Source organism: Streptomyces sp. NPDC028907, from assembly GCF_055564995.1.
In genome coordinates this window covers 366,544-384,317 of sequence record NZ_JBVHVE010000005.1, presented here as the reverse complement: position 1 = coordinate 384,317, position 17,774 = coordinate 366,544, and the positions used below count along the sequence as shown (strand labels likewise).

Below are 17,774 nucleotides of genomic sequence, written 5' to 3'. Positions count from 1 at the left end.
CCGTCATCGCGCCGGCCGCCCGGCGTGCTGGGCGGCCAGCCGCACCGGCGCGTTCTGGGCGCCGTAACCCCGGTACCCGTCGCGCTGCACGAGCTCGAAGAACACGCGGCCGACCGTCACCGTGTAGCAGTGCCGGAACTCGCCGTGCGCGTCCCGGTCGTAGAGGATGCCCAGCTCGCGGTACGTCTCCAGCTCGCCGTCCGCGAACGCGTACCGCGCCGCCAGGTCGTCGTAGTAGTTCGCGGGGATCGGCAGCAGTCGGCCGCCGGCGTCCCGGAAGCGGCGCGCGGCGGCGACCACGTCGTCCGTGGCCAGCGCGATGTGCTGGGCGTGCACCGTGTCGTCGGTCGGCGCCGCACCCACGCTCAGCGCGATCCGCACGCTTCCGTCGGCGTTGGTGACGGCGCGGCTGCGCATCAGGCCGTACGGGTCGGCGACGTCCACGCTCTCCTGGGCGTGCAGGCCGAGGACGCTGCGGTGGAAGAGGGTCGCCTCGTCGAAGTGGTGCCAGGGCTGGGTGAGGGCGAGATGGTCGATGCCCTTGACGCCGGGGGTGCCCGCCTCGTGTGGGACGTCCGTGAAGTCGGCGCGCCAGTTGGGCAGTTCGTCGAGCTGCGTCGCGCAGAAGAACAGTTCCGTACCGTCGGGTGCCGCGACCGCGTCGAGCGGGGCGTCCTGCGGGGCGCGGCGGCGGGGCAGGACGGGGGCGAGGAGGGCCTCGGCGCGGCGGGCGGCGCCGGTCGGGTCGGGTGACTCCAGGCCGATCGCGGCGAGTCCGGTGCCGTCGCGGCGGGCGGCGCCCGAGGTGTTGACCAGGATTCTGGCCCCGCCCTGCTGCCAGAGGTCGACCGGCTTGCCGCGGTGCCGTGCGGTGCGGGCGAAGCCGAGGGCGCCGAGTACGGCTGAGACCGGTTCGGCGTCGGGAGTGACCAGTTCGGCGAAGGCGACGCCGGTGGGGACGACGGGTGCGGGCGGGGTGGTGACGGCGAGCGTCTCCTGGAGGACGAGGAGGGAGCGGAGCGCGTCCACGGCCGTCGGGCCGGCCTCGGCCTGGCGGAAGACGTCGTTGAAGACCTCCAGGGAGAGGGGGCCGTCGTATCCCGTGTGCAGGACGTGGCGAACGAGTCCGGCGACGTCGAAGCCGCCCTGGCCGGGGAAGCAGCGGTAGTGCCGGCTCCACTGCAGGACGTCCATCGCGAGCAGGGGGGCGTCGGCGAGCTGCAGGAAGAAGATCTTCTCGCCGGGGATGTCCGCGATGCCTTCGAGGTCCTTGGGGTCGGCGCAGCGGGAGAGGATGTGGAAGCTGTCCAGGCAGGTGCCGAGCGCGGGATGGTCGGCCGCCTCGACGATGCGCCAGGCGTGGTCGTACCTGCTGACGTGCCGGCCCCAGGCGAGCGCCTCGTACGCCACCCGGATGCCGAACTCCTGGGCGAGGTCGGCGAGTTGGCGCAGGTGGTACGCCGCCAGCGCGTCGTCGTCCACGGCGAGCGGGTGGACGCTGGAGCAGACGAGGACGGTGTCGGCACCGAGCCGCCGCATCAGCTCGAACTTGTGCCGGGCGCGCCGCAGATTGCGGGTGAACTCGTCGGCGGGCACGGCCTCGATGTCCCGCATCGGCTGGTAGAGGTCGATGCTCAACCCCAGATCCGCGCAGCGCGCCCGGATCTCCTCCGGGGTCAGCGGGCTGGCCAGCAGGTCGTTCTCGAAGATCTCCACGCCGTCGAAGCCGGCCCGGGAGGCGGCCGTCAGCTTCTCGGTGAGGGATCCGCTGAGCGAGACGGTGGCGATGGACGTGCGCATGCCGGTACCTCTTCCTGTTCCTGCCTCTGCTAGCTGGGGGTTCCCACGGTGCCCGCGCGCTCGGCGAGCTCGGCGATGTCCGCGAGCATCCGGGTGCTGTCGGGCTCGCGCCCGGTGAACAGGCGGAACGCGTCCACGGCCTGGAAGACCGCCATGCCGCCCCCGTCGAGGGTGGCGCAGCCCAGTGCCCGGGCCGTGCGCAGCAACTCCGTCTCCAGCGGACGGTAGACGACCTCGGCGACCCACAGCGCCGAGTGGAGCAGCTCGGCCGGGAGGGGCAGGCCGGGGTGGGCGGCCATACCGGTGGGGGTGGCGTGGACGAGGCCGTCGGCGTGGCCGATCAGGGTGCGCAGCGCGTCCGGGGTGGTGCCGACCGCCCGGCCGGCGCCGAAGTGCCGGTTCAGGGACGCGGCGAGATCGACGGCCCGGTCGCTCAGCGCGTCCACGACGGTGACCCGCTCGGCGCCGAGGGTCAGCATGGCATGCGCGACGGCCGCTCCCGCGCCCCCCGCGCCGAGCTGCACGACCCGCTCCAGCGGCGCGTCGGGCAGGCCTCGCGCGAACGACGCGGCGAATCCGGTGACGTCCGTGTTGTGGCCGATGGCCCGGCCGTCCTCGAAGACGACGGTGTTGACCGCGCCCAGCGCCTCGGCCTGCGGGGCGAGCGCGTCCAGGTGCTCGATGACGAGCTGCTTGCAGGGGTGGGTGATGTTGAGCCCGTCGAAGCCGAGGTCGCGTGCGGACCGCACCAGGTCTCCCACCGCCCGCGGCGGGACACCGAGCGTGTCGATGTCGATGAGCCGGTACAGATAGCGCAGCCCCTGCCGATCGGCCTCCCGCTCGTGCAGCGCCGGGCTGAGCGACGGTCCGATGCCGGAGCCGATCAGCCCGACGAGATACGAGTCGTTGGTCTCCTTGGCCACCGGGGGACCTCCTGAGCGGCTCACTAATGTACGAACTGGTGAGTTAGTAATAGCAGGTGGACCGGAGCTTGGGAAGGCCCGTCCCGGCACACCCGGCGACCGGGCTTCTACAATCACCGGCACGCGGGTGGGCCACCGGGGCGCGCCCGCCCCTCGCCGAAGGAAGCCGATGACCAGCGTCGAAGAGCCGGCACGCAGCAACGGGCGGACCCGTGACGCCGCCCGCACCCAGGCCGAGATCCTCGACGTCGCGACGCAGGAGTTCGCCCGGGTCGGCTTCGCCGGGGCGCGGGTCGACGACATCGCCGCCCGCACCAGCACCACGAAGCGGATGATCTACTACTACTTCGGCGGCAAGGAGCAACTGTTCACGGCCGTGCTGGAGCGGGCGTACGGAGTGATCCGCGACGCCGAGCAGGAGCTCGACGTCGAGCACCTGGACCCGGTCGCGGCCATCCGCCGGCTGGCGGAGCTGACCTTCGACCACCATGAGCAGCACCCCGACTTCATCCGCCTGGTCAGCATCGAGAACATCCACGGGGCCGAGCACATCGCCGCCTCCGAGAAGCTCGGCAGGATCGGCTCACCGGCGCTGGACGTGATCCGCCGGATCCTGGAGTCGGGACAGCGGTCGGGCCTGTTCACGGCCGACGTCGACGCCGTCGACCTGCACGCGATGATCAGCTCCTTCTGCTTCTTCCGGGTCGCCAACCGGCACACCTTCGGCGCCCTGTTCGGCCGCGACCTGGTCGATCCGGCGCAGCGCGAGCACTACCGCGCGATGCTCGGCGACATGGTGATCGCGTACCTGACGGCTGACCGCGCCGCGGACTGAGCGGCGCAGGGGTTGCTCGGCGCACCCTCTTGACACCCGGGAAACGTGAGCGCAACATCCCTACCCACCACGTACTAACTATCCAGTGGGTTAATTAGCCGCGATCCGGCTCCTCTCCCCGCCGCTCACATCCGCACTCCGCTTATGTTGGAGCCCCCTCGAAGGAGCACGCCGTGTCCGTCCCCGTCTCCCCGTCCCCGCCCGGGCAGCCGAAGAAGGCCGCCACCGCCGCCTGGATCGGCAGCGCCCTCGAGTACTACGACTTCTTCATCTACGGCAGCGCCGCCGCGCTGATCTTCCCCGAGGTCTTCTTCGACGAGTCCGACCCGGCGACAGCCACCCTGCTGTCGCTGGCCACGTTCGGTGTGGCGTACGCCGCCCGGCCGGTCGGCGCGCTGTTCCTCGGCCACTTCGGTGACCGCATGGGCCGTAAGAAGATCATGGTCTTCACGCTGATCCTGATGGGCGTGTCGACGTTCCTCATCGGCTGTCTGCCGACTCGCGACCAGGTCGGCACCCTCGCGCCCGTACTCCTTGTGCTGTGCCGTGTTCTCCAGGGCATCTCGGCGGCGGGTGAGCAGGCCAGCGCCAACTCGATGACGCTGGAACACGCGCCACCCAACCGGCGCGGCTTCTTCACCAGCTTCACGCTGAGCGGCACCCAGGGCGGGCAGCTGCTGGCCACGCTGGTCTTCATCCCGGTCGCCGCGCTGCCGGAGGAGCAGCTGCTGTCGTGGGGCTGGCGGGTGCCGTTCTGGATGAGCATCGCGGTCGCCGTCGTCGGCTACGTCATCCGCCGCAAGCTCGACGAGACACCGGCCTTCGAGCAGCAGGCGGCCGCCGAGGGCGTCGTCAAGCTGCCGCTCGCGGTGCTGGTGCGGGAGCACTGGGCTGATGTGCTGCGGGTGATCGCCGGTGCGCTGGTCGCCTCGGTCAGCACGATCTTCACGGTGTGGGCGCTGTCGTACGCCACCAGTGACGCCGTCGGGATGGACAGGTCCGCGATGCTGTGGGTGGGCGCGCTCGCCAACCTGGTCGCGCTGGCCGCGATCCCACTGTGGGCCACGCTGTCGGACCGCATCGGCCGTCGCCCGGTGTACCTGATCGGCGCGGCGGGCAGCGCGGTGACGATGTTCCTCTACCTGTGGGCGATCTCCACCGGCTCCTACCCGCTGACCCTGCTGCTCGGCATCATCGCCTTCGGTGTGGTCTACAGCGCCGCCAACGGCGTGTGGCCCTCCTTCTACGGCGAGATGTTCTCCACCCGGGTCCGGCTGTCCGGCATGGCCATCGGCACCCAGATCGGCTTCGCTGTCGCCGGTTTCGCGGTCACCTTCGCCGCGCAGATCGCCGGCCCGGACGGCGACGACTGGTTCTCGGTGGCCCTGTTTACGGCGGCCCTGTGCGTGCCGCCGGTCGTGGCCGCCCTCTCCGCCCGCGAGACCGCCAAGGTCCCGACGGAACAGCTCGGCGAACGGGCCTCCGGCAAGACTGCCGAGCGGGAGACGGTCGCGGCCTGACCTCTCCCCGGCTGGTCACTCAGGCCCTCGGACCCCAGGCGGCTCCGGGGGCCTGAGGCCTGAGTCACGCCAGGCCGGGCTCGACGGGTGGCGGCACCAGGTTCGACCAGCCCCTCCTGCACAGCACCAGCCGGTATCCGTCCGGGTCCTCGATCGTGACGCCCCACTCGTTCCAGTACGGGTTGGGAGACAGGACCCGCTTGCCGCCGTGCCGCTCCAGCCGGGCCACCAGGTCGTCCGGCACGGGGCCGTCCAGGTAGACGACGAGGAGGTCCTCCTCGGTCGGCCGGGGCTCGACCGGGCGGGCAGGCTCGTGGACGAGTTCCAGATGCCAGCCGGCGTCCGGCCGGCCGAGCATCAACAGGTCGTGCTCACCCGGTTCCGGACCACCCTCCGCCCGCCATACGACGGCGAGTCCCAGCCCTTCGCGCCAGAACCGCTCCGCGGCGGCGAGGTCCCGGGACGGACGGGCGATACGGATGTGGCTGCTGCCGTCGACCGGCATGTCGTCCCCCTGCGCGTGACGTCCTGATCTGCGTTGATCCCTTCGGCAGCGTAGGCGGCCCGGGTGCGCCGGAACCATCGGCCATAGGCCCTCCGCCCGGCGCCCTAGGTCCCGTCGTCGGCCATGGGCCCCGTTGACAGTTGACGTCGCACGCATGAACATCGGCCAGAACGAACAGAGAAGAACGGCACAAATGGGCTTCGCGTGCACCGGCCGGATTCAGGGGCGGCCGGCGTGCGCGAAGTGGGCGTTGACTATCGTTGCCCGATCATTCGACCGGGGACGAGAGGCGGACGGGACGTGGCGGCGGCCGGGTGGATACGGGTGCCGGTCGGCGACGACGCGGCGCGCTGGGCGACTCGCGGGAAGACCGCGAAGGTCCTCCTGGTCGTCCACTACGTGACCGCCGCGACCCGGCTGCTGGACGTACTTCCGCTGTTCCACGACGACCTCCGGGTGCAGTTGCTGGCGACGTGTCAGGGGTCGTCGGCGTTCCGGGCGGGGGTCGCCGAGTTGCTGGCGGGCACGGGAGGGCGCAGCAGGCCGAGGAACTCGACGGCGGAGGCGTGGCCCCGTACGTGTCCGGCGGCGCGTTCGTCGCGTGCGGCGGCGACTTGCCGGCCTCGTTCGCCATGCCCGATCCGACCGCTCCGAGCACCGCGCCGATCGCGCCCAGCGAAATCGGATCCAACTTGCCGCGCACTCCCCGTCGGTGGTCCCCCGTTCACTCTCAGGTGATCAACCCTAGCGGCAGACAGGGGAGGTGACGGAGGCTCAGTCCCGGTCGGCGGCCTTCGGGATGCCGTACACCCGTTCCACCCGCAACCGCAGCACCAGCCGCCTGTCGCGGACCATCGCGGCCCGGAAGTCCTCCCAGTCGGGGTGCTCGCCCAGGACGTCCCGGTAGAGGCGGATCAGCTCCTCGACCGTGTCGTCGTACGGGTCCTTCGCGACCGGCGACAGGTCGGCCGTGCCCTCGGCGACGGTGTACGCCCACCGGTCGGAGGACGTGACGTGGTACGACGCCCTCGGGTCCCGGCGCAGGTTGCGGGTCTTGGCGCGGTCGTCGGTGATCGAGACTCGGATGATCCGCTCGTCGGGGTAATAGGCGTGGCCGACGTTCGACAGCTGCGGCCGGCCGTCGCGCTTGAGGGTGACCAGCACCCCGCCGTGGCCCTCGGAGAGCAGGGCGAGCAGTGCGTTCTGGGTGGCGTCCTGAGTCATGTCTGGAGCAACGGTGCCGGGCAGTCCGGCCATTCCCGGACTCCCCACCTTGCGCTCCCCATCCCCGCCCCCCTACGTAGACACTGTCTACTCGATCATGGTAGACACTGTCTATGCAGGAGAACGCGACCGGGCTGCGGGCCCGGCTGATCGACGTCGGTGTGGATCTCGTGGCCCGCGAGGGCGTCCAGGCACTCACCCTGCGGGAGATCGCCCGCCGGGCCGGCGTCTCGCACGGGGCCCCGCGACGCTACTTCCCCACCCATCTGGAGCTGCTGTCGGCCATCGCGGGCCGGGGCTTCGAGGAGCTGGGGCGGCGGGCGACGGCGGCGGTCGAGGACGGTACGGCGAGTGAGCGGGCACAGGTGTCCGCGCTGGGACGGGTCTATCTGGAGTTCGCCCTCGGCAACCGCGGCATGTATGAGCTGATGTTCCGTCATGATTTGCTGGAGAGTGGTCATCTGGGCCTTCGAGACACCAGCCTTCCCCTCTTCGGACGACTGGTGGACCTGGTCGGCCAGGTGCGCCCGGACGTCGACGCACGGCTTGTCGCGGGCGCGTTGTGGGCCAATCTGCACGGGATCGCGCAGCTGTGGTGCTGGGGAAGTCTCCAACTCGCCGCGGGCGCCGATGACTTCGCACCCCTGCTGCGGTCGGCCGTGGACGCTCACCTCGGGCCGGTGGGCGGCGAGTGAACCCGCGGCTCACTCTCGCCGCCAGTGTCGTCGGGGCCGTGATCGTCGCGCTGGACGGCACCGTCCTGACCGTCGCCCAGCCCGCCCTGCGACGGGACCTGGACGCCTCCTTCGCCCAGGTCCAGTGGACCAGCACCGGCTATCTCGTCGCGGTGGCGGGCCTGTTGGTGTTCGGCGGGCGACTCGGCGACCGGTTCGGGCACCATCGGGTCTTCGGCATCGGCATGCTCGGGTTCGGCGCCGCGTCGGCCGGGATCGCGGCGGCGTCCGGCGTGGGCTGGGTGATCGGGTTGCGGGTCGTGCAGGGGGTGTTCGGTGCGCTGCTGCAACCGGCCACGCTCGGGATGCTGCGGGCCGCGTTCCCGCCGGAGCGGCTGCGGACGCCGATCGCCGTGCGGACCGCCGCCATCGGGGTGGCGGCCGCCGTCGGGCCGGTGGCGGGCGGTGCGCTGGTGGCGGGGCCGGGGTGGCGGGCCGTGTTCCTGCTCAATGTCGCCCCCGCCCTCGTCCTCGGCCTGCTCGCCCTCACCGTACGGCCCCCGCGCACGGCCTCCCCCGCGCGGCTCGACCTGCCCGGAGCACTCCTGCTCGCGGTGACCCTGGCCGGTCTCGTGCACGCTCTGGTCGCGATGCCGGGCCGGGCCTTCACCGCCGCGGCCGCCGTGGTCACCGGCGTGGCCTTCGTCCGGCACGAGCGCCGTACCGCGAGCCCGCTGCTGCCGCCCGACACCATCGGATCGGCGGCCGTCGGATCGGCGCTCGGCATGCTGGTGGCCGCGTCGGCGGCGCTGTCGGGCACGCTGTTCGTCGGCACGTTCCTGCTGCAGGGCCCGTTCGGTCTGGACCCGTTCCGCAGCGCCCTGGTGAGTCTGCCGCTGGCCCTGCTGATGGTGCTCGCGGCGCCGACCTGCGCGGTTCTGCTGCGCCGGGCAGGGGCACGCCGTACGACGATGGCGGCGATGGCGGTCCTGGCGCTCGGGGTCCTGGTCCTCTCCCGCGCGTCGGCCGTGCCCGCCCTCTGTGCCGGGTTCGCCCTGGTGGGGGCCGGGTTCGGCACGGTGATGGTGGCGGCGACCCATGTCGTCGTACGGGAGGCCGCCGTCGAGTCGGCCGGGGTGGCGGGCGGGCTCCAGCAGACCGCGATGAACGTCGGGCCGGTGCTGGGCGTGGCCGCCGCGACCGCCCTCATGGGAGCGGCCGGCGGCTCCGGGCTGCCGCTGGGGGTCTTCGCCGCCCTCGCCCTGGCAGGTGCGGGGCTGGCTCGGGCCCTTCCCGGGCGGCGGGCCTCGACGATCGACGATCATGGCCAATCGCGGGACCGTACACGTGTTCCTGCGCGACGATGAGATCAGAGGCCGTTCCGTCGGGGTATGCCGGAGCGCACCCTCGTCGTACGTATGCGGAGGAGAGCGATGGCACTGCTGACACAAGAGGTCGACCCCGGTGAGGTCGGGCTGGACGCGAAGGCGCTGGACCGCCTCGACCGGCATTTCGCCCACTGTGTCGACGAGGGGCGGATACCCGGCTACCTGGTGTCCGTCGCCCGCGGTGGACGCGTCGCCCACCTGGCCACGCACGGCCATCGGGACCTCGCGGCCGGGCTGCCCGTCGAGGCCGACACGCTGTGGCGGATCTACTCCATGACCAAGCCGGTCACCACGGTCGCCGCGCTGCTGCTGGTGGAGGAGGGCAAGCTGTCGCTCGACGACCCGGTCGGCCGCCATCTGCCGGCCTTCGCCGAGCCTCGGGTGTACGTCAGCGGATCCGGCGCCGACACGGTGACCCGCCCCGCCGAAGGGCCGATGACCGTCCGGCATCTGATGACCCACACCGCCGGACTGACCTTCGCCTTCTACCACACGCACCCCGTCGACGCCCTCTACCGGGACGCCAACCTGGAGTCGGCCGTGCTGCCCGGCTCCGACCTGGCCACGACGGTCGACGTGTACGCGAGCCTGCCGTTGCAGTTCGAGCCGGGGACGCAGTGGAACTACTCGGTCGCCACCAACGTCCTGGGCCGGGTCATCGAGGTCGTGTCCGGACAGCCGCTGGACGAGTTCTTCGCCGAACGGATCTTCGGGCCGCTCGGGATGACCGACGCCGGGTTCCGCGTGAGCGACGAGCAGGCGGACAGGCTCGCCGAGCTGTACGGGGGGACCGCGGACGGCGGGATCGAGCCGATCCCCGGCCTCCCGCTGCGCGGCCGGCCCCGCTTCCTGTCCGGCAGCGGCGGGATGGCCGCCTCCGCGCACGACGTGCACCGCTTCATGGAACTGCTGCGCCGCCGCGGTGAGCTCGACGGCACCCGTCTGCTGTCCCCCGAGACCGTGGACCTGATGACGTCCAACCACCTTCCGGGCGGCGTCGACATGCGCTCCTTCGGCAGCCGCCCGGCCCATGACGAGGCCGGCAACGACGGCATGGGCTTCGGTCTGGGCGTCTCGGTGGTGATCGACCCGGCGCGCACGAAAACCCCGACCGTCCTCGGCGCCTACGGCTGGAGCGGGGTGGCGACCACCACGTTCTGGGTCGACCCGCGCCACGACCTGACGGTGCAGTTCATGACACAGGTCCGGCCCAAGACCTCGCACACCCTGTTCCAGGACCTCAAGCGGCTCGTGAACGAGGCCGTCACGGATGCCTGATGGAGCACATCATCAGGACAGGTGCGCGACCGCGTCCAGATGGGGCAGGTGGTGGTCGAGGCGCTCGCGCTTGGTGCGCAGATAGGTGATGTTGTTCTCGCAAGGCGGGATCAGCAGCGGTACCTGCTCGGCCACCTGGATGCCGTGCTGCACCAACGCCTCACGCTTGCGCGGGTTGTTCGACATCAGGCGGACGCTGTTCACACCCAGGTCGTGCAGGATCCCGGCGGCGACGCCGTAGTCCCTGGCGTCCACGGGCAGACCGAGCGCGAGGTTGGCCTCGACGGTGTCCAGGCCCTCCGCCTGGAGGGCCATCGCCCGCAGCTTGCCGAGCAGACCGATGCCGCGCCCCTCGTGGCCCCGCAGATAGACGACGATGCCGCTGCCCTCCGCGACGACGGCACGCAGCGCGGAGGCGAGCTGGTCGCCGCACTCGCAGTGCTGGGAGCCGAACGCGTCGCCGGTCAGGCATTCGGAGTGCAGCCGGGTCAGGACGTCGTCCGTGCCTGTCTCGCCGTACACCAGGGCCACTTGCTCGTCACCGCGGTCATGGTCGAGGTAGCCGATCGCCCGGAATTCCCCGTACACGGTGGGCAGGGGGGCATTCACCACACGCTCCACACCGGAACGCTGCGTCCGCTGGCCGGACTTCTTGCCGAGTACGCCAATTTTTTCTGTCATGATTCTTCAGTTCCTAAGCAGAGACGAAAGGCCGTGAAAAGATGAGTGGTTCACAAAAGCGGCCGGCGGCACACTCGCTGGTGCCGGCGGACACCACCGAAGACGTACGGACGCGAGGAGCGGGCGTTTCACGGCAGGTCGCGGTCCTTCCCGTCGGAAGCTTCGAGCAGCACGGCGCGTTCCTCCCGCTGGCGACCGACACGCTGGTGGCCTGCGCGGTCGCGCGCGAGATAGCCGCGGCGCACCCGGTGCACCTCCTTCCGCCGGTGACGATCTCCTGCTCGCACGAGCACGCGGCCTGGCCGGGAACCGTCAGCATCTCCTCCGTGACCCTTCATGCGGTGATACGGGACATAGCGGATTCGCTCCGCCGGTCCGGTGTCGACGCCCTGGTACTGGTCAACGGACACGGCGGAAACTACGTACTGGGCAACGTCGTTCAGGAGTCCTCCGCGCGCGGTGAGCGGATGGCGCTGTTCCCGGCCCCGGAGGACTGGGAGGCGGCCCTGGAGCGGGCGGGGGTGGAGACCTCGCTGCTGACCGACATGCACGCGGGAGAAATCGAGACCTCCATCCTTCTGCACGCTCATCCCGAATTGATCCGACCCGGTTATGAGACTTCCGATTTCGTATCGGACGACCGCCGTCATCTGCTCACCCTCGGTATGTCCGGCTATACCGATTCGGGTGTCATCGGACGTCCTTCGCTGGGCTCCGCGGAAAAGGGGAAGCGGCTGCTGGCGAGCCTCGCGGATTCCTTCGGCGCGTATGTGTCACTGCTGACCTCCGCGGACGATTCCGTACGGGACACGGGAGACGCACGAAAATAGCGGCTGGGTTCCGGGTCCGCCATGGTGACGGCGGATCCGGAGTCCGTGCGCAGGCCGGTGTACCAGCGGGCGACGAGGACGAGGGCGCCGGGCACGGCGGCCACGAAGCTGAGGACGCCGTACACGACGGCGACGGCGAACCCGGTGTCGGCGCCGAGGCCGGCGGCTGCGAACGCCCAGGCGGTGACGCCTTCCCGGGGGCCGAAGCCGCCGATGTTCAGGGGCAGTCCCATGGCGAGCAGAGCCAGGACGGCGAGCGGCAGCAGGGCGGCCACGGAGGCGGCGGAGTCGGCGATCCGGGCGGCGAGCACGAACATCGCGAGATGGCCGGCGAGGACGACGACCGAGGAGACGGCGACACCGGGGCCGTTGCGACGGGACAACAGGGCCTCGCGTGCTTCACGGAGGGTCGCGCCCAGCGCCGTCGGGTTCGTCCGGTCGCGGCGGGACGGCGCACGGTTCATGCGGACGGCCGCCACGACGGCGAGCGCGCCCACGGCGGCGAACAGGACGAGCGGAGTGAGGTCGCGGGCCTCGTTCAGCACCGGCGACGGCATGGTCAGCAGCACGACGGCGCCGACGACCGCGAGGGCGAGCTGACCGGCCGTCCGCTCCAGAACGACCGTGCGGACACCGCGCCCCAGGTCACCGGCGCTCTGCCCGTGCCGCACCGCCCGGTGCACATCGCCCAGGACGCCGCCCGGGAGGGCCGCGTTGAGGAACAGGGCGCGGTAGTAGTCGGCGACGGCCGCGCCGAGCGGCAGCCGGATCCTGAGGCCCCGGGCCACCAACTGCCAACGCCAGGCGCTGAACACGGTGGTGACGCCCCCGATCCCGAGGGCGACGACCAGTGCCGTCGCGTCGATCCGCCGCAGCCCGTCGAGGAAGACGCCGGTGCCGAGCCGCCAGAACAGCACGACGAGGATGGCGACGCCGACGGCCGTGCCCAGATGGGTGCGGACGGCGGGGGTGTTGAGGCGGGTCAGCAGGGCGCGGAGGGGACGGGGGCGGGGGGTCGGCGGGTCGGCTTCCGGGCGGGGCTCGGTGACGACGACGCCGATGCGGGAGGGGGATACGGCCAGGGCGGCGGGGGCGGGGGCCTGGGAAGGCGCGAGGGCCAGGGCAGACGCGGGGGCCGGGGCGGGGGCCGCCGTAGGTGCCGCCGTGGGGCGCGTGACCCGCAGCCTTGCCACCGTCTCCACGCTCATGACGCTCCGCCCGTCGGCCGGCACAGTGCGAGCAGGTCGCTGTGGTGGACCACGACGTGCAGTTCGCCGGCCTCGCAGGCGGCGAGCCGTTCGGACAGGTAGCGCTCGGCGCGCTCGCGGAGTTCGGGGCGTTCCTCGACCGCCGCGCCGACCCAGCCGCGCAGCCACTGTGCGGTGAGCGCCGACTCGGCGGGGCCGAGCCGCCAGGGGCTCGGGTGCACCTGCACGGTCGCGCCGTGCTCGGCGAACGCCTCGGCCGCCGCGGTGATCGCGTCCGGTCCGAGCATGCCCGAGCGGCGCTGGTGGGCGTTGAACGCCTCGGCGATCTCCGTGTCCAGGGGGTCGGACGGGGTGAGCTCGACCCGTCCCGCGACGGAGAGCGTCAGCAGCGCCGGGCAGCCCGCGCCCGCACACGCGGCGGCGAGGGTGCCGACCTCCTCAAGGGTGAGGACGTCGAGCAGCGCGGAAGCGGTCACCAGCGAGGCGCCCTTGAGGGCGTCCGGGGTGAGGCGGCCGATGTCGCCGCGGCGGGTCTCGACGGTGACGCGGCTGCCGTCGGCGCTGGAACGCGGGGAGGCCACGGCGGCGAAGTGCAGCAGGTAGGGGTCGCGGTCGTGCAGGATCCAGTGCTGGGCGCCGTCCAGATGGGGCGCGAGCCAGCGGCCCATGGAGCCGGTGCCGCAGCCCACGTCGTGGATGACAAGACCGGCGCGTCCAGGCAGGTTGGCGAGGCGGATCCGCAGCGGATCGAGCAGGTCGTGGGCCCGCGCGGCGGCGTCGGCTCCTTCGCGCAGCTCCAGCCACTCGGGGGCGTAGCGGGGCGGGTCGTCGGGCCCGGCGTCCCGGAGGCGTACGGTGGCCCGCTCCTCGGGGCGGAAGGTGGGCCCGGCTCCGAGGATCACCGCGTCCGTGTCGGGTCCCGCCGGTCCGGACACGCCGCTCATGTCGCCCTCCGCACCCTGCGCGCCCGCCGCCGAAACGATCCCGCGCTGCGGCTCGGGCGATTGCGCCGCATCCGTCGCGTCCCTCGGTCCCGGCTGGGCCGGGATGGTCCCCCCGACCGGTGTCGTAGCCGTCTTCCTCATGCCGCCCTCCGGGGTTCGTTCGGCAGTCGGCCCAGTACCGCGGCCAGGCTGCGGGCCGTGCCGGCCCAGCCGTTCAGGGCGGCCCGGCGTCCGCGGGCCGCCGCCTTCAGTCGGCGTCGTACGTCCGCCTCGCCGAACCAGCCGCGGAGTTCGGCGGCGATGGCGGCGGGGTTCTCCGGCGGGACGAGGATGCCGGGGACGCCTCCGTCGGGTGCCCGGCCGACCGCCTCCGGCACTCCCCCGACATCCGTCGCCAGTACGGGAATGCCTCGCGCGAGTGCTTCCGTCACCGCCATGCCGTAGGTCTCGGCGTAGGAGGTGAGCACCATGAGGTCGGCGGAGTTGTAGCTGGCGTCGAGTTCGGCGCCCGCCTGCGGGCCGGCCAGGATCAGCCGGTCCTGGAGGCCGTGCCGTGCGATCAGCGACCGCAGTTCGGCCACGTACTCGGGATCCTGGTTCAGCCCGCCCACGCACACGCAGCTCCACGGCAGGTCGGTCACCGTCGCCAGGGCCTCCACCAGCCGGTGCTGTCCCTTGCGCGGGGTCACGGCGGCGACGCACAGCAGGCGCGACACACCGTCCGTGCCGGACGCGAGGGGCGCGATGTCGGCGCCGGGGGCGGCGACGTGGACCCGTTCGGGGGCGAGGCCGTGGTGGGAGACGAGGCGGCGGACCGCCCAGTCGCTGGTGGCGATCACCGCGGGCACGGCCCGGAGCACGGTGCGTTCCCGGGCGTCCAGCTCCGCGGCCACCGCCGGGTCGAGTCCGGTCTCGTCGCCGAGCGGGAGATGGACGAGGACAGCGAGGTTCAGCCGCTCGGCCTCCGGGACGATGATCTCGGGCACGCCACAGGCGACGAGCCCGTCCAGCAGGACGAGGGTGCCGTCCGGGAACTCCCGCAGTGTGCGGGCGAGTTCCGTGCGGGCGGCGGCGTCGGGGCGGGGCCAGTCGCCGTCGACCGCGTGCTTGTGCACCTGCCAGCCGAAACCGGGCAGGTCCAGACTCACGCGCCGGTCATAGGCGTTGCCGCCGCTCGGCACGGTCGGGTCGTCGACGCCGCCCGGCATCACGAAGTGCACGGAGCGCAGGGACATGGGGATGATCTCGGCGTTCTTCAGGACGGAGTGCTGGACGGGTACATAGCCGAGCTTGGCCTTCTCGGCCGTCCCCGTCTTCTTCTCCGGGCCGGGCTGGGGCAGGGCCCTCTTCTCCAGGGTCGCGTCGGTCACAGGGCACGCTCGTAACTCGCCCACGCGACGTGCGACTCGTGCAGCGTGACGGTGAGACCCGCGAGGCCCTTGGCGCCCTCGCCCAGCGCGCCCTTCTCGATGCGCTCGGCGAGCCGGTCCGCGATGACCTTGGCCAGGAACTCGGTGGAGGTGTTGACGCCGGCGAAGTCGGGCTCGTTGTCGAGGTTCCGGTAGTTCAGCTCACCGACGACGGCGCCGAGTTCCCGGGTGGCCAGACCGATGTCGACGACGATGTTGTCGTCGTCCAGCTGTTCGCGCCGGAACGTGGCGTCCACCAGGAACGTCGCTCCATGCAGTCGCTGCGCGGGGCCGAAGACGTCGCCGCGGAAGCTGTGGGCGATCATGATGTGATCGCGGACGGTGATGCTGAACAACGGACGACCCTCCAGGTGCGGTACGCCTAGTCCCCGGCTCATCGCTGCCGGGGATGCCGTGTAGTACGGCTCTTCGCTTCCCCGTGTTCAGCCGTCTCTCACTCTTTTCTCAGGTCAGGCGCTCTTGCTCGTCCCCAATTGAACGAGTCCGTCAGGGCGTGTCCGCGTACCTGACGCGGTGGCAGAGCGCCGGGATCTCCCCGGAGGCGAGCTTCGGCATCACCCCGGGCAGCTCCTCGAAGGCGCTCTCCCCGGTGACGAGCGCGTCCAGCGCGGGGTCGGCGAGCAGATCGAGGGCCAGGGCGAGCCGGTCGGCGTACGTGCGGCTGCCGCCGCGGGCCGGGGAGACGGTGCCTACCTGGCTGCTGCGGATGTTCAGGCGCCGGGAGTGGAAGGCCTCGCCGAGGGGCAGGCCGACGCGCCGGTCGCCGTACCAGCTGAGTTCGAGGACCGTGCCCTCTGCCCTGAGCAGTTCGAGGGACCGTGCGAGGCCCTGCTCGGTGGCGCTGGCGTGGACGACCAGGTCGCACTCGCCGAGCGCCTCCTCGGGCGAGGCGAAGGCGACGCCGAGTGCCTTGGCGACGTCGGCCCTGCCGGGGTCGGCGTCGGCCAACTGGAGCCGTACGCCCGGGAAGCGGGCCAGCAACGCGGCCACCGAGCAGCCGACCATGCCGCCGCCGACCACGGCGATCCGGTCGCCGACCAGGGGCGCGGCGTCCCAGAGGGCGTTGACGGCGGTCTCGACGGTGCCGGCGAGGAAGGCCCGTTCGGCGGGCACGGTGTCCGGTACGACGGTGACGGCGCTCGCGGGGACGACGTAGCGGGTCTGGTGCGGGTAGAGGCAGAAGACGGTACGGCCGAGGAGTCCCGTGGGGCCCTCCTCGACCACCCCGACGCTCAGGTACCCGTACTTCACCGGGGCGGGGAACTCGCCCTCCTGGAACGGTGCCCGCATGGCCGCGTGCTGGCTCTCGGGGACGCCGCCGCGGAACACCAGCGTCTCCGTGCCCCTGCTGACTCCGGAGTACAGCGACCGCACCAGGACGTCGTCCTCGCCCCGTTCCGGCAGGGTGACCTCCCGGATCTCTCCTTCACCCGGAGAGCTGAGCCAGAACGCACGTGCGGTGCGGTTCATCGGAATCCTCCTGAACGATCGGGAAGCTGTTCACGTACCGAGGTGTGCACAGGTCGCGCACAGTACGCGGCCTTGATCGACTCTGTCATCTGGCCGGAGGAATGTGCGGTGGCCCTGAACAACACGTACGAAGCAAGGCTGGTCCAGCAGGAGACCGCTGTGGGAGCGGGCGTGCAGATCCTGTTGCTGGCCCTGCTCGGTTCGGCGATCGGCATGGGGCCGGCGGGCTGGTTGACCGGCCTCGTCTTCGCCATCGCCACATGGGCGATGCTCTCGCTGGCGCTGCACCGGTCCGGGCTCCGCTCCTTCGGTCCGGCGAACCGGGTCACCCTCGGTCGCGCGACGCTGGTGGGCGGCGTGACCGCACTGGTCGCGGACTCCTTCGAGAGCTCGCCGCCGGTGACGTTGTTCGTCGGCCTGACGGCGGTCGCTCTGATCCTCGACGGCGTGGACGGCAAGGTGGCCCGGCACACGGGTACGTCCACGGCGTTGGGCGCGCGTTTCGACATGGAGGTCGACGCGTTCCTGATCCTGGTGCTGAGCGTGTACGTCTCGATGTCGCTGGGTCCCTGGGTCCTCCTGATCGGCGCCATGCGCTACGCCTTCGTCGCCGCCGCCCGCGTGTGGCCCTGGCTCAACGCCCCGCTCCCGCCGAGCACGGCCCGCAAGACCGTCGCCGCGATGCAGGGCGTGTTCCTGCTGCTGGCCGCGTCCGGCTTCTTCCCGTACGCGGCGACGTTCGCGGTCACCGCTACGGCTCTGGCGGCGCTGATCTGGTCGTTCGGCCGGGATGTGCTGTGGCTGTACCGCACGTCGCGTACGCGGCGGGGGGCGCGCGTGACGGAGGTTCGGGAGCTGGTGGCGTCCTGAGGCTTGCGGTGAGATGCCTGCGGCGGCCCGTGGCTGTCTGGTGGGGGTTCGCCTAGCGCGGTTCGGTGGGTTGGTGGGTCGGGGCCGCGCCGGGGGGGGTGTCCGTCTTCGGTCCGGTGCTCGGACTTGCGCGAGAGACCCTGTCTCTTGACACCGGACTCTGCGGGCGGACACCCCCGACACGTCCCCTTCGC

The 17,774-nt window shown here is 71.8% G+C and carries 16 protein-coding genes and 1 pseudogene; 7 read left to right on the top strand and 10 right to left on the bottom strand.

Annotated features, from left to right (window positions below; genetic code table 11):
* Positions 1–3 precede the first annotated feature (3 nt).
* Both ACZ4UU_RS17765 and ACZ4UU_RS17760 read right to left on the bottom strand, forming a co-directional pair.
* On the bottom strand, positions 4–1,800 hold the full coding sequence (locus tag ACZ4UU_RS17765) for a bifunctional sugar phosphate isomerase/epimerase/4-hydroxyphenylpyruvate dioxygenase family protein (protein ID WP_468040793.1): 1,797 nt from the start codon (positions 1,798–1,800) through the stop codon (positions 4–6).
* Positions 1,801–1,829: 29 nt separating this feature from the next.
* Positions 1,830–2,723, bottom strand: a complete 894-nt coding sequence (locus ACZ4UU_RS17760; protein WP_468040792.1) for a shikimate dehydrogenase — start codon at positions 2,721–2,723, stop codon at positions 1,830–1,832.
* 169 nt (positions 2,724–2,892) lie between these two features.
* On the opposite strand from ACZ4UU_RS17760, the gene ACZ4UU_RS17755 reads away from it, so the two are divergent.
* Both ACZ4UU_RS17755 and ACZ4UU_RS17750 read left to right on the top strand, forming a co-directional pair.
* Positions 2,893–3,558, top strand: a complete 666-nt coding sequence (locus tag ACZ4UU_RS17755) for a TetR/AcrR family transcriptional regulator (RefSeq protein ID WP_468040790.1) — start codon at positions 2,893–2,895, stop codon at positions 3,556–3,558.
* 173 nt (positions 3,559–3,731) lie between these two features.
* Positions 3,732–5,078: an MFS transporter gene (locus tag ACZ4UU_RS17750; RefSeq protein ID WP_468040789.1), complete on the top strand. Its 1,347-nt coding sequence runs from the start codon at positions 3,732–3,734 to the stop codon at positions 5,076–5,078.
* Between the two features lie 64 nt (positions 5,079–5,142).
* Here the strand turns inward: ACZ4UU_RS17750 and ACZ4UU_RS17745 are convergent, their stop codons facing one another.
* Both ACZ4UU_RS17745 and ACZ4UU_RS17740 read right to left on the bottom strand, forming a co-directional pair.
* The gene (locus ACZ4UU_RS17745; RefSeq protein WP_468040788.1) at positions 5,143–5,583 is read right to left on the bottom strand and encodes a VOC family protein; all 441 of its coding nucleotides are present in this window, start codon (positions 5,581–5,583) and stop codon (positions 5,143–5,145) included.
* Between the two features lie 774 nt (positions 5,584–6,357).
* On the bottom strand, positions 6,358–6,807 hold the full coding sequence (locus ACZ4UU_RS17740) for a PPOX class F420-dependent oxidoreductase (RefSeq protein WP_468040786.1): 450 nt from the start codon (positions 6,805–6,807) through the stop codon (positions 6,358–6,360).
* A 113-nt stretch (positions 6,808–6,920) separates the two neighbouring features.
* Here ACZ4UU_RS17740 and ACZ4UU_RS17735 point away from each other — a divergent pair, with 113 nt between their 5' ends.
* The 3 genes from ACZ4UU_RS17735 (at position 6,921) to ACZ4UU_RS17725 (ending at position 10,147) form a co-directional block, all read left to right on the top strand.
* Positions 6,921–7,502, top strand: coding sequence for a TetR/AcrR family transcriptional regulator (locus ACZ4UU_RS17735; protein WP_468040785.1), 582 nt, complete (start codon positions 6,921–6,923; stop codon positions 7,500–7,502).
* Entirely contained in the window at positions 7,499–8,848 is a 1,350-nt protein-coding gene (locus ACZ4UU_RS17730; protein WP_468040784.1) for an MFS transporter, read from the top strand. Before ACZ4UU_RS17735 ends, ACZ4UU_RS17730 begins: the two co-directional genes overlap by 4 nt.
* A 66-nt stretch (positions 8,849–8,914) precedes the next feature.
* The gene (locus ACZ4UU_RS17725) at positions 8,915–10,147 is read left to right on the top strand and encodes a serine hydrolase domain-containing protein (RefSeq protein WP_468040782.1); all 1,233 of its coding nucleotides are present in this window, start codon (positions 8,915–8,917) and stop codon (positions 10,145–10,147) included.
* A gap of 12 nt (positions 10,148–10,159) precedes the next feature.
* Here the strand turns inward: ACZ4UU_RS17725 and ribA are convergent, their stop codons facing one another.
* Positions 10,160–10,828, bottom strand: coding sequence for a GTP cyclohydrolase II (ribA, locus tag ACZ4UU_RS17720; RefSeq protein ID WP_468040781.1), 669 nt, complete (start codon positions 10,826–10,828; stop codon positions 10,160–10,162).
* A gap of 41 nt (positions 10,829–10,869) precedes the next feature.
* Here ribA and ACZ4UU_RS17715 point away from each other — a divergent pair, with 41 nt between their 5' ends.
* Entirely contained in the window at positions 10,870–11,658 is a 789-nt protein-coding gene (locus ACZ4UU_RS17715) for a creatininase family protein (protein WP_468040779.1), read from the top strand.
* 155 nt (positions 11,659–11,813) lie between these two features.
* On the opposite strand, the pseudogene ACZ4UU_RS17710 reads toward ACZ4UU_RS17715, so the two are convergent.
* The 5 genes and pseudogenes from ACZ4UU_RS17710 to ACZ4UU_RS17690 all read right to left on the bottom strand — a co-directional run.
* A pseudogene (locus ACZ4UU_RS17710) lies at positions 11,814–12,866 on the bottom strand (lysylphosphatidylglycerol synthase transmembrane domain-containing protein); the annotation flags it as partial.
* Positions 12,863–13,810: a class I SAM-dependent methyltransferase gene (locus tag ACZ4UU_RS17705; RefSeq protein ID WP_468040778.1), complete on the bottom strand. Its 948-nt coding sequence runs from the start codon at positions 13,808–13,810 to the stop codon at positions 12,863–12,865. The pseudogene ACZ4UU_RS17710 and the gene ACZ4UU_RS17705, both read right to left, overlap by 4 nt.
* Before the next feature lie 137 nt (positions 13,811–13,947).
* Entirely contained in the window at positions 13,948–15,150 is a 1,203-nt protein-coding gene (locus tag ACZ4UU_RS17700; protein WP_468041125.1) for a glycosyltransferase family 4 protein, read from the bottom strand.
* 26 nt (positions 15,151–15,176) lie between these two features.
* Entirely contained in the window at positions 15,177–15,575 is a 399-nt protein-coding gene (locus ACZ4UU_RS17695) for a 6-pyruvoyl trahydropterin synthase family protein (protein ID WP_234768421.1), read from the bottom strand.
* Positions 15,576–15,726: 151 nt separating this feature from the next.
* Positions 15,727–16,710, bottom strand: a complete 984-nt coding sequence (locus ACZ4UU_RS17690; protein ID WP_468040776.1) for a zinc-dependent alcohol dehydrogenase — start codon at positions 16,708–16,710, stop codon at positions 15,727–15,729.
* Between the two features lie 108 nt (positions 16,711–16,818).
* On the opposite strand from ACZ4UU_RS17690, the gene ACZ4UU_RS17685 reads away from it, so the two are divergent.
* On the top strand, positions 16,819–17,580 hold the full coding sequence (locus ACZ4UU_RS17685; RefSeq protein ID WP_468040775.1) for a CDP-alcohol phosphatidyltransferase family protein: 762 nt from the start codon (positions 16,819–16,821) through the stop codon (positions 17,578–17,580).
* Positions 17,581–17,774 lie beyond the last annotated feature (194 nt).

Bases quoted from the DNA above. Each gene is read 5' to 3' on its own strand.
- ACZ4UU_RS17765 (WP_468040793.1), bottom strand. From the start codon at position 1,800: ATGCGCACGTCCATCGCCACCGTCTCGCTCAGCGGATCCCTCACCGAG.
- ACZ4UU_RS17755 (WP_468040790.1), top strand. From the start codon at position 2,893: ATGACCAGCGTCGAAGAGCCGGCACGCAGCAACGGGCGGACCCGTGAC.
- ACZ4UU_RS17745 (WP_468040788.1), bottom strand. From the start codon at position 5,583: ATGCCGGTCGACGGCAGCAGCCACATCCGTATCGCCCGTCCGTCCCGG.
- ACZ4UU_RS17740 (WP_468040786.1), bottom strand. From the start codon at position 6,807: ATGACTCAGGACGCCACCCAGAACGCACTGCTCGCCCTGCTCTCCGAG.
- ACZ4UU_RS17735 (WP_468040785.1), top strand. From the start codon at position 6,921: ATGCAGGAGAACGCGACCGGGCTGCGGGCCCGGCTGATCGACGTCGGT.
- ACZ4UU_RS17725 (WP_468040782.1), top strand. From the start codon at position 8,915: ATGGCACTGCTGACACAAGAGGTCGACCCCGGTGAGGTCGGGCTGGAC.
- ribA (WP_468040781.1), bottom strand. From the start codon at position 10,828: ATGACAGAAAAAATTGGCGTACTCGGCAAGAAGTCCGGCCAGCGGACG.
- ACZ4UU_RS17715 (WP_468040779.1), top strand. From the start codon at position 10,870: ATGAGTGGTTCACAAAAGCGGCCGGCGGCACACTCGCTGGTGCCGGCG.
- ACZ4UU_RS17705 (WP_468040778.1), bottom strand. From the start codon at position 13,810: ATGAGCGGCGTGTCCGGACCGGCGGGACCCGACACGGACGCGGTGATC.
- ACZ4UU_RS17690 (WP_468040776.1), bottom strand. From the start codon at position 16,710: ATGAACCGCACCGCACGTGCGTTCTGGCTCAGCTCTCCGGGTGAAGGA.